Below are 17,807 nucleotides of genomic sequence, written 5' to 3'. Positions count from 1 at the left end.
ATTTCTCCTTCAAACAGCATTTTTTAATGCCCTATGTGTTTATATATGTTTGCAATTGAATGTCCGATTTTCAAATAGAGCAGAAATCTTACAAAAGACAAAAATCTCACAAATTCTTACGTCATATATTTCAAGAATAATCCTTATTTCCAAAATTTTAACCGAGGTATAATTAAAAAGATTGACAATGGGATGACAATTTCTTCAGTCTTTCAAAAGATAATTACTTCCAAAGTACTATCAAGGATATTCCATTTGCTGAATAGGAAAGCAAGCGGCAGTTTGTGATAATAAAGGAAACAAACCATATAAGGTTTTTCCCAGCATTGGTCAGTGTAATAACATTCGACTAGTCTGGGTTTTTTCCTTGAAAAATTATTATCCTTCTAATTTGTCTTTCTACTACTTTTGAAGTACATTATAATTAACAGAAAATTTGGAAATATAGGAGAGGGACTATGATTAGTTTTTCTTGGGGAGTGCGTTCGGAACAGCTATCCCGTTTATCCCTGTTGTTTATTTCAATGATTGGCGGGTCGATTTTTATCCAGGAAGGGGTCCTAAAAATAGGAGTTCCGAGGGAAGGGCTTATTTTTGGACTGCTTGTACTGTTTTTGGTTATTGTTGATTTATATCCTATGCCGGTTTCGAAAGGTCATACCGCCATTTCCTTCCCCCTTGTATATGCTATTTATGTAATGGAAGGCATGAATTTTTCCATATTTGCTTTTGGTATGGTTAGCTTTCTTATTAATCTATCGAAAAGAAGGCCTTTAAGAATTGTTTTTTTTAATCCCGCCCAGCTTCTGACAAGTCTATATATTGCTTTTTTGGCGGGAGAGTACTTTAAAGGTCTTTATTTGGATCATATCCAGTCTGGATTGCTGGCCGGTATCTGGCATCTGACTTTTACAATTATCCCCTTCTACCTTATTAACAATCTCATAGTTGATTTCATTCTGATAATTCGCCCCCAGCCATATACCTGGAAGGCGTGGCGGCAGAAAACCATTCAGGAAGGCAATAGCTTTATAGTCTCATACGTTTACTTGATCCTCTTTTATGTCCTTGGAAGTCAGAACCGTGGGGAAATTGATGTTTTTTCCTTCTTCTTCTTTTTCTCACCGCTTGTAGCACTCGCCCTTTTAGGCTCAATCATTGTCAGATTAAAAAAGGAAAAAGCCAAATTAAAAGCCATATTCAGCATTTCTTCCGAACTCAATAAAAAGATCGCAGCAAAGGATTGGCTCGATTTTTTGGCCGAAAATCTTCAGGAGTTCATTGATGTGGATGCGTGGATTTTATGGAAAAAGGCAGGAGATGGCTGGAATCTGCGTTTTGCTTCAGGACTGGTAGAAGAAAGTTTGGGCCAGCTTGACGAGCGCACTCGTTTTTTCAACGAAATCAATGAGTTGTTTCTTTGCCATAACAGGGAAAAGGGAGCTGGTCCTGCAGCTGATTTTTTCAGCAGTCAGGTTAAAACCCTGCTTTATGCGCCGCTTGTACTTGATGAAGAAGTTGTAGGATTGTTTGTATTTGGCCGAACCAGAACAAAAAGCTTCAGCCCAGAAGATGTACAGTCTGCAGCAACTCTTGCCAATCAGTTGGCCGTTCTTATCAAAACAAAGTGGCTTTTTGCGGAACAGGAAAAACGGATGCTTCTTGAAGAACGAAACCGTATAGCCCGCGATATTCATGACGGAGTGGCCCAATCGCTTGCTGCGGCTGTTATGAATTTAGAAACTGCTGAAAGGAAATTTGTAAAAGTGCCAGACGAGTCCCTCAGGCTTATTCTTGAGAGCAGGGAAAAGCTCCGCTATAGTCTGAAGGAGGTAAGGGAATCTATTTACGCCTTGAGGCCTTATCCGACAGAAAGGGTAGGCTTGGTTTCCGCCATTTCCTCAAGGATAAAAACGCTTCAAAGTATACAGCCCTTCCATATTATTTTTGATACCAGGGGTACTGAGTTTCCACTAAGTTCTATGGCTGAAAAAATCATTTTTGATACATTTCAGGAAAGTGTTCAAAATGCTATTAAGCATGCTAATGCAACCCGGATGGAAATCCTTTTAAGCTATCAGAGGGAGCAATTGCTATTAAAAGTGAAAGATAATGGCTCTGGTTTTTCATTGTTTAAAGCTATGATAAAAGCCCAGAAGCAGCCTCACTTTGGGATTCTTCATATGAATGAGGCTGCAGAAAAAATTCATGCTTCTCTTCAGATTGACAGCAAAGAAGGAGCTGGAACCGAAATTACCTTAACGGTACCTAAAATGGGGGTTGAAGGAGGTATTTTAAATGATCAGGCTTATGCTGGTCGATGACCATGCCGTACTGAGAGACGGCCTGAAAAATATTCTCGGCCTGGAGGAGGATATAGAAGTAGTTGGCGAAGCAGTGTCAGGTGATGACGCGATTTCAGCGACAGAGATTTTACTGCCTGATGTTATCTTAATGGATATAAATATTCCTGGAAAAAGCGGTATAGAAGTGACGGGTATAATAAAAAAGGCCTATCCTTCTGTAAAGGTATTAATGTTAACCATGTTTGATCATGATGAATATTTCATGGCTGCAATTAGGGAAGGGGCCGATGGTTATTTGCTGAAGGATGCACCGTCTCAGAATGTTGTCGATGCAATCCGCTCTGTTGCAAAAGGCCATTCGGTTATTCACCCTTCCATGACAAAAAAGTTTCTTAGTTTTGAACTGCTCAGGGAGGAACCTGAGCCTGTTAATAAAAATTCAATTCTGACAGAACGGGAGAAAGAAGTTCTTCTGTGCCTTGTACAAGGGATGAATAATAAAGAAATTGCCAAAAGTCTGTTTATTAGTGATAAAACGGTCAAAATCCACGTTAGCAAGATTTTTAAAAAGCTTGAAGTTAAAAGCCGGTCACAGGTCGTTATCTATGCCGTACAGAATCAGCTTGTTCCGCTTGGATAAGTAGAAAGACGCAAGGGTTGATGGTGGATAGTAAAGCTAGTCGGGATACTTCAGCCATTCATATCGTTTATGAAATTAATGCCATGCCTTTAAGAGGTATGGTTTTTTTCATGTCTTTTTCTATACAACTTTAGTACGACAAAAAGATAGTACCTTTTTCAATAAAATTAGTCCCTTTGCTTAATGGTTGAAAGTTATGAATTTTAAGAAAATGGGTACTGAGTAAGTATATGACTGAAAGGGGATTAGAAGTTGAAAAAATGGCTTTCTGGATTTATTACGTTTATTTTACTAGTTTCATTGTTTGTGCCGGGGGTTTCAAAAACAAAAGCGGAAACAGCAGGAGCTGTTATAGAAGGTTCCTTGCTGAAGCAGCTTGAAAGTGCAACAGGAGCTTTAGAGGTTATTGTTACTTTTGATGGCCAAGGGACACCAACAAAAGATAATCTTAACTTGCTCTCCACTCTCGGAATCACCAAGGGTGTTTCCATGAAGGCATTGCCAATCGCAGGTGTATTAGCAACGAAAGATCAAATTACAAAGCTTGCGGCATCACCAGGAGTAAAGTCTATTTATCTAAACAAGAAACTTACGTATTCAAACTATGACGCTACAAACGAAACTGGAGTAGACAAAGCCCGAACAGATTCTAACATGCAAAAAGCCAACGGCGGCCTTCCTGTTACTGGAAAAGGTGTAGGTGTGCTTATCAATGACAGCGGGGTTGATGGAACTCATAAGGATCTCCAGTATGGCAGCCACCTTGTACAGAACGTTTTGGGAAGCACCAATCTGAACAGCCTTGATTCAACACTTTTACCAGTAACATATACAGAAAATGTACCAGATACAGACAATAACTCAGGGCATGGTACCCATGTGGCAGGTATTGTTGGCGGAACAGGAGCAGCATCCAATGGAAAGTATGAAGGTGTTGCACCAGGAGCTAATTTGATTGGTTACGGATCCGGTGCAGCTCTTCTTGTTCTGGATGGGATCGGCGGCTTCGATTATGCACTTACACACCAAACACAATACAATATCCGTATCATCACAAATTCATGGGGCTCAAGTGGTGATTTTGATCCTAATGATCCGATCAACATTGCCAGTAAGGCTGCATATGACCATGGCATGACAGTTCTCTTTGCGGCCGGTAATGAAGGCCCTGGAGAAAATACTCATAATCCATATGCTAAAGCTCCGTGGGTAATTTCTGTAGCAGCAGGTGAGGTAAATGGAAAGCTGGCGGACTTCTCCTCACGAGGTACAAAAGGCGTCGGCGGAACATTTGAAATGGACGGTAAGACATGGAAATGGGAAGATCGTCCGACGATTACTGCACCAGGTGTGAATATCATTTCAACCCGTGTAGTAGGACCGGTATCTTCTCTTGGCGCAACAGATGATGTGAACATGATTGAAACCGCATATCTGCCGTACTATACGGTCATGAGTGGGACCTCAATGGCAACACCCCATGTAGCAGGCATTGCAGCCTTGCTGCTTGAAGCCAAACCAACTTTGACTCCAGATGAAATCAAACAGGTTCTGCAGGATACTGCTACTAATATGCCTGGCTATGAAACATGGGAGGCAGGAGCAGGCTATGTAAATGCATATGATGCACTTGATGCAGTTATGTTTGGGAAAAAATACGGTCAAACTGTAAATGCTTATCAAAAATTCAACAGCAGCGTAAACTCAACGACTGACCGTACTGCTTTCCAGGTCGATTATAATCCGGTTACACTCGGATCAAATGCTTATACCTTTACGGTTCAGAGCGGTGTTTCACAGCTGTCTGCCAGAATTGACGCCTATGGGCTGCTCGGCCAGACCGGAAATCCGGTGAATTTGATTTTGACTGCTCCGGATGGAACACAATACAGTTCAGGTGTAAGCCTGTTATTCACTTTATATCCCGACCGAACGGTTGTAGTTAACTCACCTGCAGCAGGGCAGTGGAAAGCTGAAGTACAAGGCCTGCATGGAGATGCAGCTAATCCGGTTGGCGTGGGACTTCCAGAAACAGTAAACGGTACATTGGCATTTTCAAAAGTAAGCGGCTTTACCGGTTTAAATGATATTTCAGGAAACGGCGCAGAAGATGCAATCAAGATGGCCGTAAGCGAAAGACTTGTGGATGGTTATGCAGATGGCACCTACAAGCCTGGCCAGACACTTTTGAAAAAGGAATTGGCCCGTTATCTGGTAATGGGAACAGGAATCCGGCAAAGCCAGGCAACAGTTGTCAAAGACGTGACAGGAGCAGATTTTCCATATGCTCAGGCTGTTGTTGGAAAGGGTGCCGCTATCCGAGATCAGTTCCAGACTCAAAACGGAGTTATGCAGCTTGATTCCTCCGGTAATTTTAATCCGCTTGCAGGCGTTACAAAGCTTGATTTGGCATACTCACTGATTCAGGCTATGGGTCTTGAGAAAGATGCCAAGAATTTCACTGGTGATGTAACCGTTCAATATAAAGATGAAAGGATTACGCTAAAAGACAGTGCAAGTATTCCGGATTCATTAAAAGGCTATGTACAGCTGGCTCTGGATTTAAACATTCTTAATGCAGCCTTTAATGTCAAACAGGGGCCTTATGATTTGAAGCCAACAGTAGAAGCATCATTTGAACCCGCTAAGAAAATTACCCGCGGTGATTATGCGGTTGCAGCAACACGATACTTTAATGCCTGGTTCAAATAAAGCTTAGGAATACTATAATAAAAGAGGAAGTGCCACAGACTGGCACTTCCTCTTTGTTTTTTAAAGGGAATTCTCATCAGTTCGTCAAAGACCAACTAGTTTTACGGGCAGTAGAATGGTCTTTCATCTGATCTATAAAGGCAAAAATAGGGTCGTCTGCATGGAGAAATATCTTAGAAAAAAGTTTTCCAATTGGAACGCTTTTTATTTGGCTAATCAGAATATAAATATATTAATTCTGAAGGCATAGCAACTAAGGATCCGTAATAGTGGATTTTTCAAAAAAGGGTACTAAAAAGTCGTTTTCGAGCCGATAATTATAAAAAGGAGCTAGTACTTTCAACACTAAAAAAGGTTCTAAAGCACTATAAAAAAAGCGTTTCCACAACATAGGATAGGGTAAATAGGTTGCTTTATTTTTGAGAACCGTTCATTTATAATTGCTCAACGTACGAGAGGAGATAGAAGAAAGTGGAACATACAGAGATAGAGACAGTGATCCAATCAATTTTGATGCGCTCCGGAAGCGGTGTAGGGGTAAAGATTGATTCCCATTTTCCTGGCGGAAGGCTGGCCGGGGGTAAATATACAATGAGCACTCATACCATAACTTTATATATAGAAGAAATCAAAGAACAATGCATGCAGCTTTTTGGTTCTCTTGATCAATTTAAAGATTATCTGGCCGTTATTTTTGCCCATGAATTAGGCCACTCCCAGGATCGGCATCTTTCTGCGCTAGCCGATTTATATGATGAGACCAGCAATGAATCTGACAAGAGCAAAATTGCCTTTTTAATTGAAAAGAACGCCTGGAAGTATGCACAAAAACTGATTCCGGAAATCAGCAGGGCATTTGTAAAGAAAATCATTTTCCATTCACTTAAACCTTATTATGAGAGTATTGAGCTTCAAACTGCCTAATCCAGTGCAAAGAGCACTGGATTTTTATTTATAAATGTCTAGTCATTGTACCATTTTTCTTATTGATAAATTGCCATGTAAGCGTTAAACTATAGCTACTAGCGTGAAATGCGCTTTTTTTATTAAAAGAAAATGCAAACGGTTGCGCTGATTCGGAAATTCTTGCAATTAGATAGATTCGGAAGGTGAAAATATGAAGAAAATATGGTGGAAAGAAGCTGTGGGATATCAAATTTATCCTCGAAGCTTTCAGGATTCTAACGGCGATGGAATTGGCGACCTTAATGGAATCATTCAAAGGCTTGATTATATAAAGGATTTGGGCATCGATGTCATTTGGATTTGCCCTATGTATAAGTCACCAAACGATGACAATGGATATGACATTTCAGACTACCAGGAAATTATGGATGAATTTGGAACAATGGAAGATTTCGATCAGCTTCTTAAAAGTGTTCATGAACGCGAAATGAAGCTGATTATTGACTTGGTTCCAAATCATACAAGCGACGAACATAAATGGTTTATTGAATCACGTTCTTCCAAGGATAACCCGAAGCGTGATTGGTATATTTGGAGAGATGGTAAGGACGGAGCGGAACCAAATAACTGGGAAAGTATTTTTGGTGGATCTGCTTGGGAATATGATGAAAATACTGGCCAATATTATTGCCATGTATTCTCCAGAAGACAGCCAGACCTTAACTGGGAAAACCCGGAGGTTCGCGAGGCTATTTACAGCATGATGAACTGGTGGCTGGATAAGGGAATCGATGGTTTCCGCATCGATGCTATAAGCCATATTAAAAGACGCCCAGGCCTTCCGGATATGCCAAATCCGAAAGCTGAAAAATATGTAGCTTCGTTTGACATGCATATGAACCAGGAAGGAATCCATGACTTTCTTACTGAAATGCAGGCTAAAACGTATGGGAACTATGATGTCATGACTGTTGGTGAAGCCAATGGTGTTACTGTGGATGAGGCCCATCTGTGGGTTGGCGAGGAAACAGGAAAAATGAACATGGTATTCCAGTTTCAACACTTGGATTTATGGGATGCAGTGAAGAAGAAGGATCTGGATGTAATTGGCCTGAAAAAAACACTGACTAAGTGGCAAAAGGGCAATGAAAAAGATGGCTGGAACGCTCTTTTCATTGAAAACCATGATAAGCCTCGCATCGTTTCCACCTGGGGAAATGATGGAGAGTACTGGAAAGAAAGTGCTACTTCCCTGGGAGCGATGTATTTTTTAATGCAGGGCATGCCCTTTATTTATCAGGGACAGGAAATCGGCATGACCAATGTGCATTTTCCTTCCATTGATGATTACGATGATGTGGCAATCAAAAACATGTACAGGATTAAAAGGGAAGAGGGTGTGTCTCATGAGGATATTATGCAAATCATCTGGACATCCTCACGAGATAACAGCCGGACACCAATGCAGTGGTCTGCAGAAGAAAATGCAGGGTTTACAACCGGTACCCCATGGATAAAGGTAAATCCAAATTTCCCTGGGATTAATGTAGAATCACAGCTGGCTCAGGAAAAATCCATTCTTTCTTTTTACAAAAACATGATCGCCTTAAAAAAGGAAAATAAGGTTTTCACCTACGGCCAATATGATTTATTAATGGAAAAAGATCTGCAGGTATATGCTTATACAAGAACAAGCCCGGATGATAAGGTAATTGTTATTGCAAATCTAACAAAAAATGATGCTGTGTTCAAAGCTGACGGTATCATTCTTTCACATGAGAATCTGCTGTTAAACAATTATTCAGTTGAAGAGCACCACGATCTTGAAAAACTTGAGCTAAAACCTTATGAGGCAAGGGTATATAGATTATAATAAAGAAAAGCGGAAGTGGGTTCAGGAAACTGAACCCCTTTTTCTATGGCTAATCAGAATTTATATCCATAAATCATGAACGCATAAACAAAACTAGGGCATCCGCCAAAAAGACTTGGCGAATGCCAAGGTTTTCTAAGGAGGATGGCAATGGTGGCACAAGGAAAAACCAATGCAATGAGAAAATTAGATGCAAAAAAAGTCCCATATGAATCGATTACATATGACAGCGCGGATGGAAAAATTGATGGCATTTCGGTAGCCGGTAAAATTGGCAGGAAGACAGAAGAGGTTTATAAAACTCTTGTAGCGCAAGGAACAAGCAGAGAAATCTTTGTGTTTGTTATTCCTGTTGAGCAGGAGCTGGACTTAAAAAAGGCGGCAAAGGCTGCAGGGGAGAAAAAGGTTGAGATGATTCCCGTAAAGGATATACAAAAATGGACTGGATATATTCGGGGCGGCTGTTCTCCTATTGGTATGAAAAAGGATTACAGGACCTTTATTGATAGCAGTGCCAATCAACTTGATTCCATTGTGGTTAGCGGTGGTAAAATTGGCGTACAGATTCATTTAGCAATTAAAGAACTGCAGCAGATCACACGGTCGGAAATTACAGATCTAATTAAATAAAAGGCACTGAAAAAACTGGCAACCGGGTGATACTCCTCGGTGGTTGGTACACTGAATGGGAGCGGATTTAGCGAATATCAACAATGGGTTAATATCGATTTCGTAAAGGCTCTTATCTAAAAGAATGTTGCAAATTGAAGAAACAGCAAGCAAAATATGCGAGACTCCAGCGGGAAAAGCGGGTCAGGGGAGACCCCGCAGGAGCGAAGGTGACGAGGAGGCTCCCGAACCGCCAGCGCGGAAAGCGAGTGTCTTAGAGCGAAAATAAACAATCAAGCTTAACAGAGCCAAAAAAATTATAAAATTTTTTTGCACTAGGCATTCACCCATTGCGTCCCACCGGCATAAGATAGTGAAGACAATAAGGCTATGTCATCTTAAAGGAGTGATTTAAGTGGCAGGGAAAATCAGAAACTATTTTGCTGGAGGAAATACATGCAGAGGCTTCTATAGCCTGTATGATTCCAACCTTGCAGGGCTTGAGCGTCTGTTTATTTTAAAGGGCGGCCCTGGAACGGGTAAGTCAACATTTATGAAAAACATTGGGAAAGAGTGGACCGAAAAAGGCTTTGATATTGAGCTTCTTCATTGTTCCTCCGATAATAATTCGATAGACGGCATTATTATCCCCGCATTAGGAGTAGGCATTGTAGATGGAACAGCACCACATGTTATTGAGCCAAGTGCGCCTGGGGCCATTGAGGAATACGTAAATCTCGGCGAAGCTTGGGATACTGCAAGTCTGAGGGATAAAAAGGATACCATCCAAAAACTGACCAGCCAAATCCGGGAATCCTTTAAAGGGGCCTATGCAGGCTTTGGTGAAGCATTGAAAATCCATGATGACTGGGAAAAAATCTATATAGGAAGCATGGACTTTGAAAAAGCCAATCAATTAACCTCTAAGTTAATTACTCAATTTTTTGGAAAGATAAATTTAAATAAAAAATCGATTATAAAGGATCGTTTCCTTGGAGCAGCAACACCAAAGGGTGCTGTTGACTTTGTGCCAAATCTAACCGAGGATATTCCAAAAAGATACTTTATCAAGGGACGTCCTGGATCGGGTAAATCAACCTTGCTGAAAAAACTGGCTTCTGCTGCTGAAGAAAGAGGCGTTGATACAGAAGTTTACCACTGTGGATTTGACCCTCACAGCCTGGATATGGTTATTTTCCGCGAACTGGGAATTGCGATTTTTGATAGCACTGCACCTCATGAATATTTCCCAAGCCGCGATGGTGATGAAATAATTGATATGTACGAAACATTAATTGCACCAGGCACAGATGAAATTTTTGAAGATGAAATTGCCAGGATTGCTTTGGATTATAAAAATAAGATGAATGAGTCTACAGCCTGTCTGGCAAAAGCCAAGGCCCTGCATGATGAACTGGAAGAAATATATATTGCTGCAATGGACTTTTCGGTTGTTGAACAGATACAGCAAAAGGTTAGCAGGGAAATTGGAAAAATGGCACAGGTTAATACCTTTTAATAAAGCTAATCAAGCAATAACTTCACTTAAACTTAAAAATTATATTAAAATAAAGGCATAAGCTTCCTTCCTTATTGGAGAACTTATGCTTTTATTTTGTGAAGAAAGAGGGAAGATCTCTCTATTATTCGGAAAAAAATAAGGACAAAAGCTTATCCCGATTGGAAATGGGTATATGGTAAAAAATATTAAACACAACGAAGAGGAGTGTTGACAGTGAAAAAAGCATGGTTAATTTGGCTGGTGGCCTTCAGCTTAACACTGCCAAGCTTTGCTGAGGCAAAGAGATTCGGCGGCGGCAGCAGTTATGGTGGACACAGCTCAATAACACATTCAACAGGAAGTCTTAGCGGTACAAGAAGCGGCAGTACCTACCGATCAGGATATAAAAAGCCATCCGGAAACGTAACGCAAAATCCGAATACTAGGTCAAAATACAATAACAATAATCAGCAAAAGTCCAGAACCGGCAGCATTTTATCACATGGGGCAGCCTTTGGTGCCGGAGCATTACTAGGAAGCATGCTGCATCCTTTCGGCGGCGGAGGATTTGGCATGGGAGGATATGGGACAGGCTTTTCAATCTTCCCAATACTGCTTGATATTGTAATTATTCTGATCATTGTCCGTATTATTAAAGGTATTTTTTCAAGAAGACGATATTAAGGAGAGTTCAATATGGAGTTATTTTTGAATGAACAGGATGTTGTAGATAGCGTTTGTGTTTATGCAGCTTACAGGGACCGGACTGAACCGCAATATGTTGAGGCGGACTTGCGTTATGACGAAAATCTCGGAATTTCTGCCGCGGCTAGGGCTGAAGGTTCTGTGGAGAGACATCTTAATGAACACGATGTGGTGGATGCTATAGCAGAATATCTGCAGGAGTATCATAATTTTATAGCAGCGAATCTTCTTGTTGAGTTATTATACAACCCGGAGAAGGGAATTCACGCCTCAGTTATGGTACAAACCGGCGTTTATTAAAAAAGCATGTTTAAAAAGGGCAAAATCACCAATTTGGGCGTTTTGAATACCCTAAAAAGAATACAGTTTTAGGGGGAATACATTTGGATTATCGATTCGGACCATTTTTGCCCGATTGGCAATTGAATAATGATATGTTTCAAACCTACGATGTTTATAGTACCGAGCAATTTCTTGGAGATCAAAGGCAGCAGGGTGGCGGAACCCATGGAGGAGGCCAGTTTCCCGGAGGAGGCCAGTTTCCCGGAGGAGGCCAGTTTCCTGGAGGAGGCCAATTTCCCGGTGGAGGTCAGTTCCCTGGAGGAGGTCAGTTCCCCGGTGGTGGACAATTCCCAGGAGGAGGCCAATTTCCAGGTGGGGGCCATCATGCTGGTGGACCGCCATCCACTCCTCCTCCATCCATAATCCCGCAAGAAACGGCCCAGACTTTTGCGGTTGATCCAGGAGGCATCAGGAGATGTCTTTATAGGTTTACTTATATATGGCTGCGTACCGGAAGGGGCTTTTGGTTCTATCCAACCTATGTAGGCCGTACATCTGTTGCTGGTTATCGCTGGCAGAGAAATGGCTGGATATATTATGGAACAGATTTAAACAGAATCCGGTCTTTTAGATGTCATTAATGAAGCGGGTCCGATCCTAATAGGGTCGGACTTTTCTGTATTATATTGGGAGTATATAAGCTGTTTTCTGGAAAACTTAATGGAGAGATAAGGAGGCTTTGTATGAAGGAAAAACAAGAAACGATCAAAGCAAATGAAGAAATTATGGATCAATTGGAGGATGGGGAAACTCATACCTCATTCAAAGGAAGTACAGAGGCAGAACATGCAAATACAGAGATGACAGATAAATTCAGAAGCGATAAGAAGCAGCAAGCCGAAGGGGTATCGCCTGCTTTTGTTTTTAATCCATCTTTTGATTTAAATCCAGAGGAAGAATAAAGCCGGCCTAGGCCGGCTTTATTACTCACTTGTTTTGCTGCTTTGGTCTTTATTGTGTTTATTTCCCTTACTATTATCGCCGCTTATAACTTCTTTCGCAAATTCTGTTTGGTAATGGCCCTTCTGTGGTGCATTTTGATTACCGCTTCCCTTGTTTACTTCCTTAGTCACGCTTATTCCTCCCTTTATTCTTATGAGAAGTATCTTTCCCTGGAGGAGAGGCTTTTATGACTCAAAATTTCCTTAAAGGAAAGCCAGGACAAGCTGTCGAATAGGAACCGCATAGAGGACGTGCTTTAGTGTTAAAGAAAGTAAACTTAAATGAAAAGAATATACTAAGAAACTGGGGAAGAAATGGTCTCTCAGGTGTTTGAGGTTAAAGGGCAATAAAGGTTCGTGTATTCACACTGGATAAATTGGAAAAAATGTATAACGTATAAAAGGGTAAAGATGTTACTTCTAAAATTAATCATGTTAGAATGGCATAGTGAAAAAAACAGAGAAGGTGACTGCATGATTAAATGTATTGCAACAGATATGGATGGAACTCTGCTAAACTCATCGCAAAAAATCAGCGATGAAAATAGGGACGCCATTTTAAAAGCCCAGTCTATGGGAGTAGAAGTAGTTGTAGCAACAGGACGTTCCTATCAGGAAGCAATTTTACCTATCAAAGAAGCAGGATTGAATTGTCCTGTAATAGGTGTAAATGGAGCGGAAGTCCGTTCAGTTGAGGGTGAAATCCTTTCTGTAAACACGATCGAAAACAGGCAGGCAGAAAAAGCAGCTGCTGTTTTAAAAGAGAATAATGTTTATTTTGAGGTATATACAAATAAAGGAACCTATACTAATGATGCGGAAAAATCTGTATCAATTATCGTTGATATCATTGTCAGTACAAACCCCGATGCAAACTATGAAAAGGCGATAGAAGCTGCAAAGCAGAGAGTCGAGAACGGAATGCTTGAAAGAATTAACGATTATGGGAAATTGTTTGCGGACAAAGAAGTAAAAATTTATAAGTTTCTTGCTTTTTCCTTTGATAACGATCGGCTTGAGGCAGCCAGAACCTCTCTAGCAAAATTGGACGGCATTGTGACCAGCTCTTCAGGACACGAGAATCTAGAGATTACAAGCCGGGAAGCACAAAAAGGAATTGCTCTTGAGGCTTTTGTCAATGAGCGTGGAATCCTTTTAGAAGAGACAATGGCAATTGGCGACAACTTTAATGATGTCTCTATGTTTAAAAAAGCAGGACATTCAGTAGCAATGGGAAATGCCCCCGAAATGATTAAAGAACAATGCGATGAAGTAACAGCAACAAACGAAGAAAGCGGAGTCGCGAAAGCTATCATGGCTGTCCTGAAGTAAGTATAAGTGAAAGGGCGAGATTTATGCGGGAATCTATCCACTGTTAATAATGGCTGGCTTATTGGCAGCTGGCAGTACTGTTCACAAAAAATGAGGAAAAACCGAGTGAGGCTAGAAAAAGCAGCGAAAACGAGCCGGCAGGGCGTGGAAGTTATAGCGGAAAACCTGTATGCCTTTTTCTTTTACTAAGACCGCTTAATAACCTAGATGGGCTCAAAGGTACCATAATTTAAAGTCTTTCTTCGCGTATTATTACTCTCAACTATGACAGTCAGTAGTGGACAGAAGATAAAATCCTGCTCGATCGGATTCCAAGCGCCGCTTACCACCATGGAGGCAGGCTTAAAATAGGGAGATGCTACTGTTCCGCAGTCTGGGACAGGACCTAGCATTAAACAATACAGACTGCACGATTCTTTACTTCAAGAAGGTGTAGAGCTTTTTTCTATTGTTTCCCTAACGTGGCAGATTTGTTTTAAGCGGACATTATAAAACCCGGAACAAAATAGTCCGGGTTCCTTTTATGATTCTTTTTCTTTTTTCCCATTTGATCCAATAAGAAAATAAGTTCGGTCCTTTTATTTTCATAAAACGTTATGACCCCAATACATAATTTTCAAAACACCCTTCTGTCTAATTTGGTGATTATTGACTTAAAGTAACGGGTGCTTGGTTACCTTGTACCCTTTGTTTTTTTGCTTTTCGGAAATGGAATAATTCATAAAACGTTGGAATCACAATTAACGTCAAAAGGGTGGACACGATCAGTCCGAAAATTACTACCACAGCAAGTCCTTTGGAGACGAGATTTAAGCTCATAGCCGATTCATGTGCAAACAGAAGCGGCAGCATAGCAAATACAGTTGCAAGTGCTGTCATGAGAATTGGGCGGAGACGAACTCTTCCGGCTTCCATAATCGCTTCGCGAATACTCATGCTTTCCTCATTGTGACGAATTCGGTCGACCAGCACGATTGCATTTGTTACAACAATTCCAACAAGCATGAGCATTCCAATACCAGAAGAAATATTGATGCTTGAATGAGTAATAACCAGCCCTAATAGTGATCCGATAGCAGCAAGCGGCAATGAAATCAAGATGGCAATACTTGCCCGGAACGACTTTAAGGTAACAAGCAAAATCATAAACACGATGCCAATTGAGAACATTGTCAGTTTGGCTAGCTCCCCTAATTGATCAGATGACTGCATCGAAGAACCCGTAAGTTCTGCGCTTGTTCCTTTTGAAAACGTCTTATTTTTGTCCCAAGTTACAAGTTGTGTCTGTATTTTTCCGGCAACGTCCACCATTTTGTCAGGATCAACCTGAGCGGTTACTTGAAGATAATGATGTCCGTCTTTTGAATAGATGGTGCCTTGCTCATTACTCTCTTCAATTTTAGCAATGCTGGATAACGAAAAAGGTCCATTTGCCGTCATAAGCTGCAGATTTTTCAGATCATCCGCAGTTTGAATTTCTTTTAGTGCTCCTAATTTTACAGCAGTGGTCCGTCCTTCTATCTTGATGTTTCCAATGAAAGCAGGCTGAATCATAGCATTTACGGACTGGGAGATTTCCTGCGCATTTGATAATTTCGAATCCACTGTAATGGTAACGGTTGGCTTCGTATTTTGATCGTTGCTTTCTACTTTTTCAACACCATCGATGCTGCTTATTTTTTTCTTAATGATATCGGTTGCCTCTTTAATGTCAGCTTCATTTTTGCCAAGTACATCGACTGAAACAGTCGTTTTATTCGGTCCTAGTAAACCAGCTGTATCAGCTGTCAGCTCCGCTCCCGCGAATTGATCTTTTGTTTTTCGGATTTCTTGAACAAACTTGGCGGAATCGGCTCCTTCCTTAAGGAAAACCATAAATTGAACCTGGTTTGCATCCTGCAGCGAGCCGTACTGAGCAGCTTCATCATTGCTTCCTGCCAGTACAGCATGGGTTTTTACGCCTTTTTCATCTGAAAGGATGGTCTCCATTTTCGAAATACCGTCTTTTATATCGCTAAATGGGGTCCCGTTATGATAACGAAGAACGACTGATATATAGGCGGAATCCTTCTGATCGACAGAACCCTTCGGCATGCTGAAAAATAATCCAATTGATCCGATCACAACGACAACCGCTATAATGATAGGAAGCCATTTATGGTTGAGCGACCATCTTAATAAAGATGGGTAGAAAGAGTTCGTCTTGTGTTCTTTTGTGTTTACTTTTTGCATCATACGGCCGCTGAGCAATGGCACCACGGTTAGAGAAACTAATAGTGAAGAAAGCAAAGAACAGGTAATCGTAATTGCAAACGGTGAAACAATATCTCTTAAATTACCTGAAACAAGCAGCATTGGAAGAAATACTGCCACCGTTGTCAGGGTAGATGAAGTGATGGCTGAGGCCACTTCTTTTACCGCTTGTATTAAAAACGCAGGTGTTAATTCCTGATCTTTTTTCCTTCGGTAAATATTTTCTACTACCACGATACTGTCATCCACAAGTCGTCCGACTGATACTGCAATTCCTCCGAGCGTTAGGATATTTAAGGTTACGCCGAAGAAAGAAAGTAAAATCATTGTAATGCAGAGGGACAGGGGAATACTTATAATGGTGATCAAGGTCATTCGGAAGCTGCGAAGGAATAACCAGATAATTAGTGTGGCAAATAAAGCTCCTGTCAACACTTCTCTTGTCATCGAATTGATGGAATCAAGAATTGTATCCGCTAAATTGAGAATTATTGTTCCTTTTAGTGTATCTTTGTAATCGTGATTGATTTTCTTCAAAGTCTCTTCCACCTGTTTTCCAAGGGTTACTGCATTGGAGGTGGAATCCTTCTGCACAATTAATTCGATAAAATCCTTCCCGTTCAAATGGGTAATGCTTCCGGTATCTTTTTGCATTGTGATATCTGCCACATCTTGAAGTTTGGTATTACTGTTTAACTGAATGTTTTTGATTTCATCAAGTGTTTCTAATTTCCCTGTTACGATAATGCTTGTTGCTTCGTTATTCAGCGTTTGTTCGCCCACAGCAACCGATGCGTTTTTTCCTTGGAGAAGCGTATAAAGTTTCTCAAGCGGGAATTTTGCTGCCATTAATTTGGCGGTATCAACTTTAATCATAACCTGTTGATTTTTCCCGCCGTATGTCATCACATTGCCGACACCTTTCAGGTCTTTGAACATCGGCATAATCTCGTTATCTATGAGGTTTAACTCATTATTCCCAATTTCCTTATTAAAGGTAAGACCTAGTTCTACAATCGGAATTTCAGAAGTGTTAAGGTTGACTACATATGGCTTCATGACTCCACTTGGGAGATTAACCATTGAAATCTTTTCTTCAATTTGCTGTTTTGCTTCTTTCGAATTAATGTCAGATTCAAACGTGACCGTCATCTGGGTAAAATTGTTTCCTGTTTGTGCTACTACATTTTGTTTTCCTTTGACGCCATTCAGTGCCTTTTCAATTGGCTTTGTTACTTGTTCATCCATACTTACAGCATCCATACCGTTACCAACCGCTGAAACGGTGACATACGGCTGATCGGCAGATGGCATCAGCTCCATTGGAATCGTGGTGTAACTAAAAACACCAAAAATCATCGAGGCAATTACAGCAAACACTAATGCAGCTTTATTCCGTAACGCCCAATTAGTAAACCAAGTCATATAGGACCCCCTAATACTAAAGTTGTAAAAACAGGTAAATTATACCTTTTATTTAAGACCATGAACAGTGGATTTTCATAATTTTTACAAAGTAATTACTTTTCACAAACAAATCACCACTCTTTCGAAATGGTGCTCTTTATAAAATCATTGCTCAAGATGATAAAGAAGTGTGGAGGACCTTCATCAAGCTTCATAAAAAAGCTATGCAACAATAATAAGGATGGCAAAACCAATCTTTACTAGAATGGAGTGAATCAGT

Annotated in this window: 14 protein-coding genes; 12 read left to right on the top strand and 2 right to left on the bottom strand. The window is 40.7% G+C overall.

The annotated features are described in order from the left end of the window. The first annotated feature begins 458 nt into the window (after window positions 1–458). The 11 genes from G8761_RS06070 (at window position 459) to G8761_RS06020 (ending at window position 12,496) form a co-directional block, all read left to right on the top strand. Window positions 459–2,324 carry a sensor histidine kinase gene (locus G8761_RS06070; protein ID WP_166024667.1) on the top strand — a complete coding sequence of 622 codons (1,866 nt, stop codon included), beginning with the start codon at window positions 459–461 and terminating at the stop codon, window positions 2,322–2,324. Further along, complete coding sequence (locus tag G8761_RS06065) at window positions 2,299–2,946, top strand: response regulator (protein WP_166024666.1); 648 nt, start codon at window positions 2,299–2,301, stop codon at window positions 2,944–2,946. The genes G8761_RS06070 and G8761_RS06065 overlap by 26 nt, the downstream gene beginning before the upstream one ends. Before the next feature lie 252 nt (window positions 2,947–3,198). Continuing rightward, window positions 3,199–5,658: a S8 family serine peptidase gene (locus G8761_RS06060; RefSeq protein ID WP_207789108.1), complete on the top strand. Its 2,460-nt coding sequence runs from the start codon at window positions 3,199–3,201 to the stop codon at window positions 5,656–5,658. A gap of 471 nt (window positions 5,659–6,129) precedes the next feature. Next, the gene (locus tag G8761_RS06055) at window positions 6,130–6,582 is read left to right on the top strand and encodes a hypothetical protein (protein ID WP_166024664.1); all 453 of its coding nucleotides are present in this window, start codon (window positions 6,130–6,132) and stop codon (window positions 6,580–6,582) included. Window positions 6,583–6,775: 193 nt separating this feature from the next. After that, window positions 6,776–8,437: a glycoside hydrolase family 13 protein gene (locus G8761_RS06050; RefSeq protein ID WP_166024662.1), complete on the top strand. Its 1,662-nt coding sequence runs from the start codon at window positions 6,776–6,778 to the stop codon at window positions 8,435–8,437. Between the two features lie 153 nt (window positions 8,438–8,590). Then, window positions 8,591–9,067 (top strand): Cys-tRNA(Pro) deacylase, encoded by a 477-nt coding sequence (gene ybaK / locus G8761_RS06045; protein ID WP_166024875.1) that lies wholly within the window; start codon window positions 8,591–8,593, stop codon window positions 9,065–9,067. A 394-nt stretch (window positions 9,068–9,461) separates the two neighbouring features. Then, on the top strand, window positions 9,462–10,565 hold the full coding sequence (locus G8761_RS06040; protein ID WP_166024660.1) for a PRK06851 family protein: 1,104 nt from the start codon (window positions 9,462–9,464) through the stop codon (window positions 10,563–10,565). Window positions 10,566–10,781: 216 nt separating this feature from the next. After that, the gene (locus G8761_RS06035) at window positions 10,782–11,231 is read left to right on the top strand and encodes a hypothetical protein (RefSeq protein WP_166024658.1); all 450 of its coding nucleotides are present in this window, start codon (window positions 10,782–10,784) and stop codon (window positions 11,229–11,231) included. Between the two features lie 12 nt (window positions 11,232–11,243). Further along, the gene (locus tag G8761_RS06030; protein ID WP_166024656.1) at window positions 11,244–11,552 is read left to right on the top strand and encodes a DUF2653 family protein; all 309 of its coding nucleotides are present in this window, start codon (window positions 11,244–11,246) and stop codon (window positions 11,550–11,552) included. 83 nt (window positions 11,553–11,635) lie between these two features. Continuing rightward, the gene (locus tag G8761_RS06025; protein WP_243449904.1) at window positions 11,636–12,175 is read left to right on the top strand and encodes a hypothetical protein; all 540 of its coding nucleotides are present in this window, start codon (window positions 11,636–11,638) and stop codon (window positions 12,173–12,175) included. A gap of 102 nt (window positions 12,176–12,277) precedes the next feature. Beyond that, window positions 12,278–12,496 carry a hypothetical protein gene (locus G8761_RS06020; protein ID WP_166024654.1) on the top strand — a complete coding sequence of 73 codons (219 nt, stop codon included), beginning with the start codon at window positions 12,278–12,280 and terminating at the stop codon, window positions 12,494–12,496. Window positions 12,497–12,517: 21 nt separating this feature from the next. On the opposite strand, the gene G8761_RS06015 is transcribed toward G8761_RS06020, so the two are convergent. Further along, on the bottom strand, window positions 12,518–12,667 hold the full coding sequence (locus G8761_RS06015; protein WP_166024652.1) for a hypothetical protein: 150 nt from the start codon (window positions 12,665–12,667) through the stop codon (window positions 12,518–12,520). Between the two features lie 342 nt (window positions 12,668–13,009). On the opposite strand from G8761_RS06015, the gene G8761_RS06010 reads away from it, so the two are divergent. Beyond that, on the top strand, window positions 13,010–13,867 hold the full coding sequence (locus G8761_RS06010; RefSeq protein ID WP_166024650.1) for an HAD family hydrolase: 858 nt from the start codon (window positions 13,010–13,012) through the stop codon (window positions 13,865–13,867). Between the two features lie 645 nt (window positions 13,868–14,512). On the opposite strand, the gene G8761_RS06005 is transcribed toward G8761_RS06010, so the two are convergent. After that, complete coding sequence (locus G8761_RS06005; protein ID WP_166024648.1) at window positions 14,513–17,545, bottom strand: efflux RND transporter permease subunit; 3,033 nt, start codon at window positions 17,543–17,545, stop codon at window positions 14,513–14,515. Between the last annotated feature and the right edge of the window lie 262 nt (window positions 17,546–17,807).

The sequence above is a fragment of the Neobacillus terrae genome (genome assembly GCF_011393025.1).
Classification (GTDB): Bacteria; Bacillota; Bacilli; order Bacillales; family Cytobacillaceae; genus Neobacillus_A; species Neobacillus_A terrae.
The sequence above is the reverse complement of the archived record's forward strand: the minus strand, read 5'-3'. Positions and strand labels throughout refer to the sequence as shown.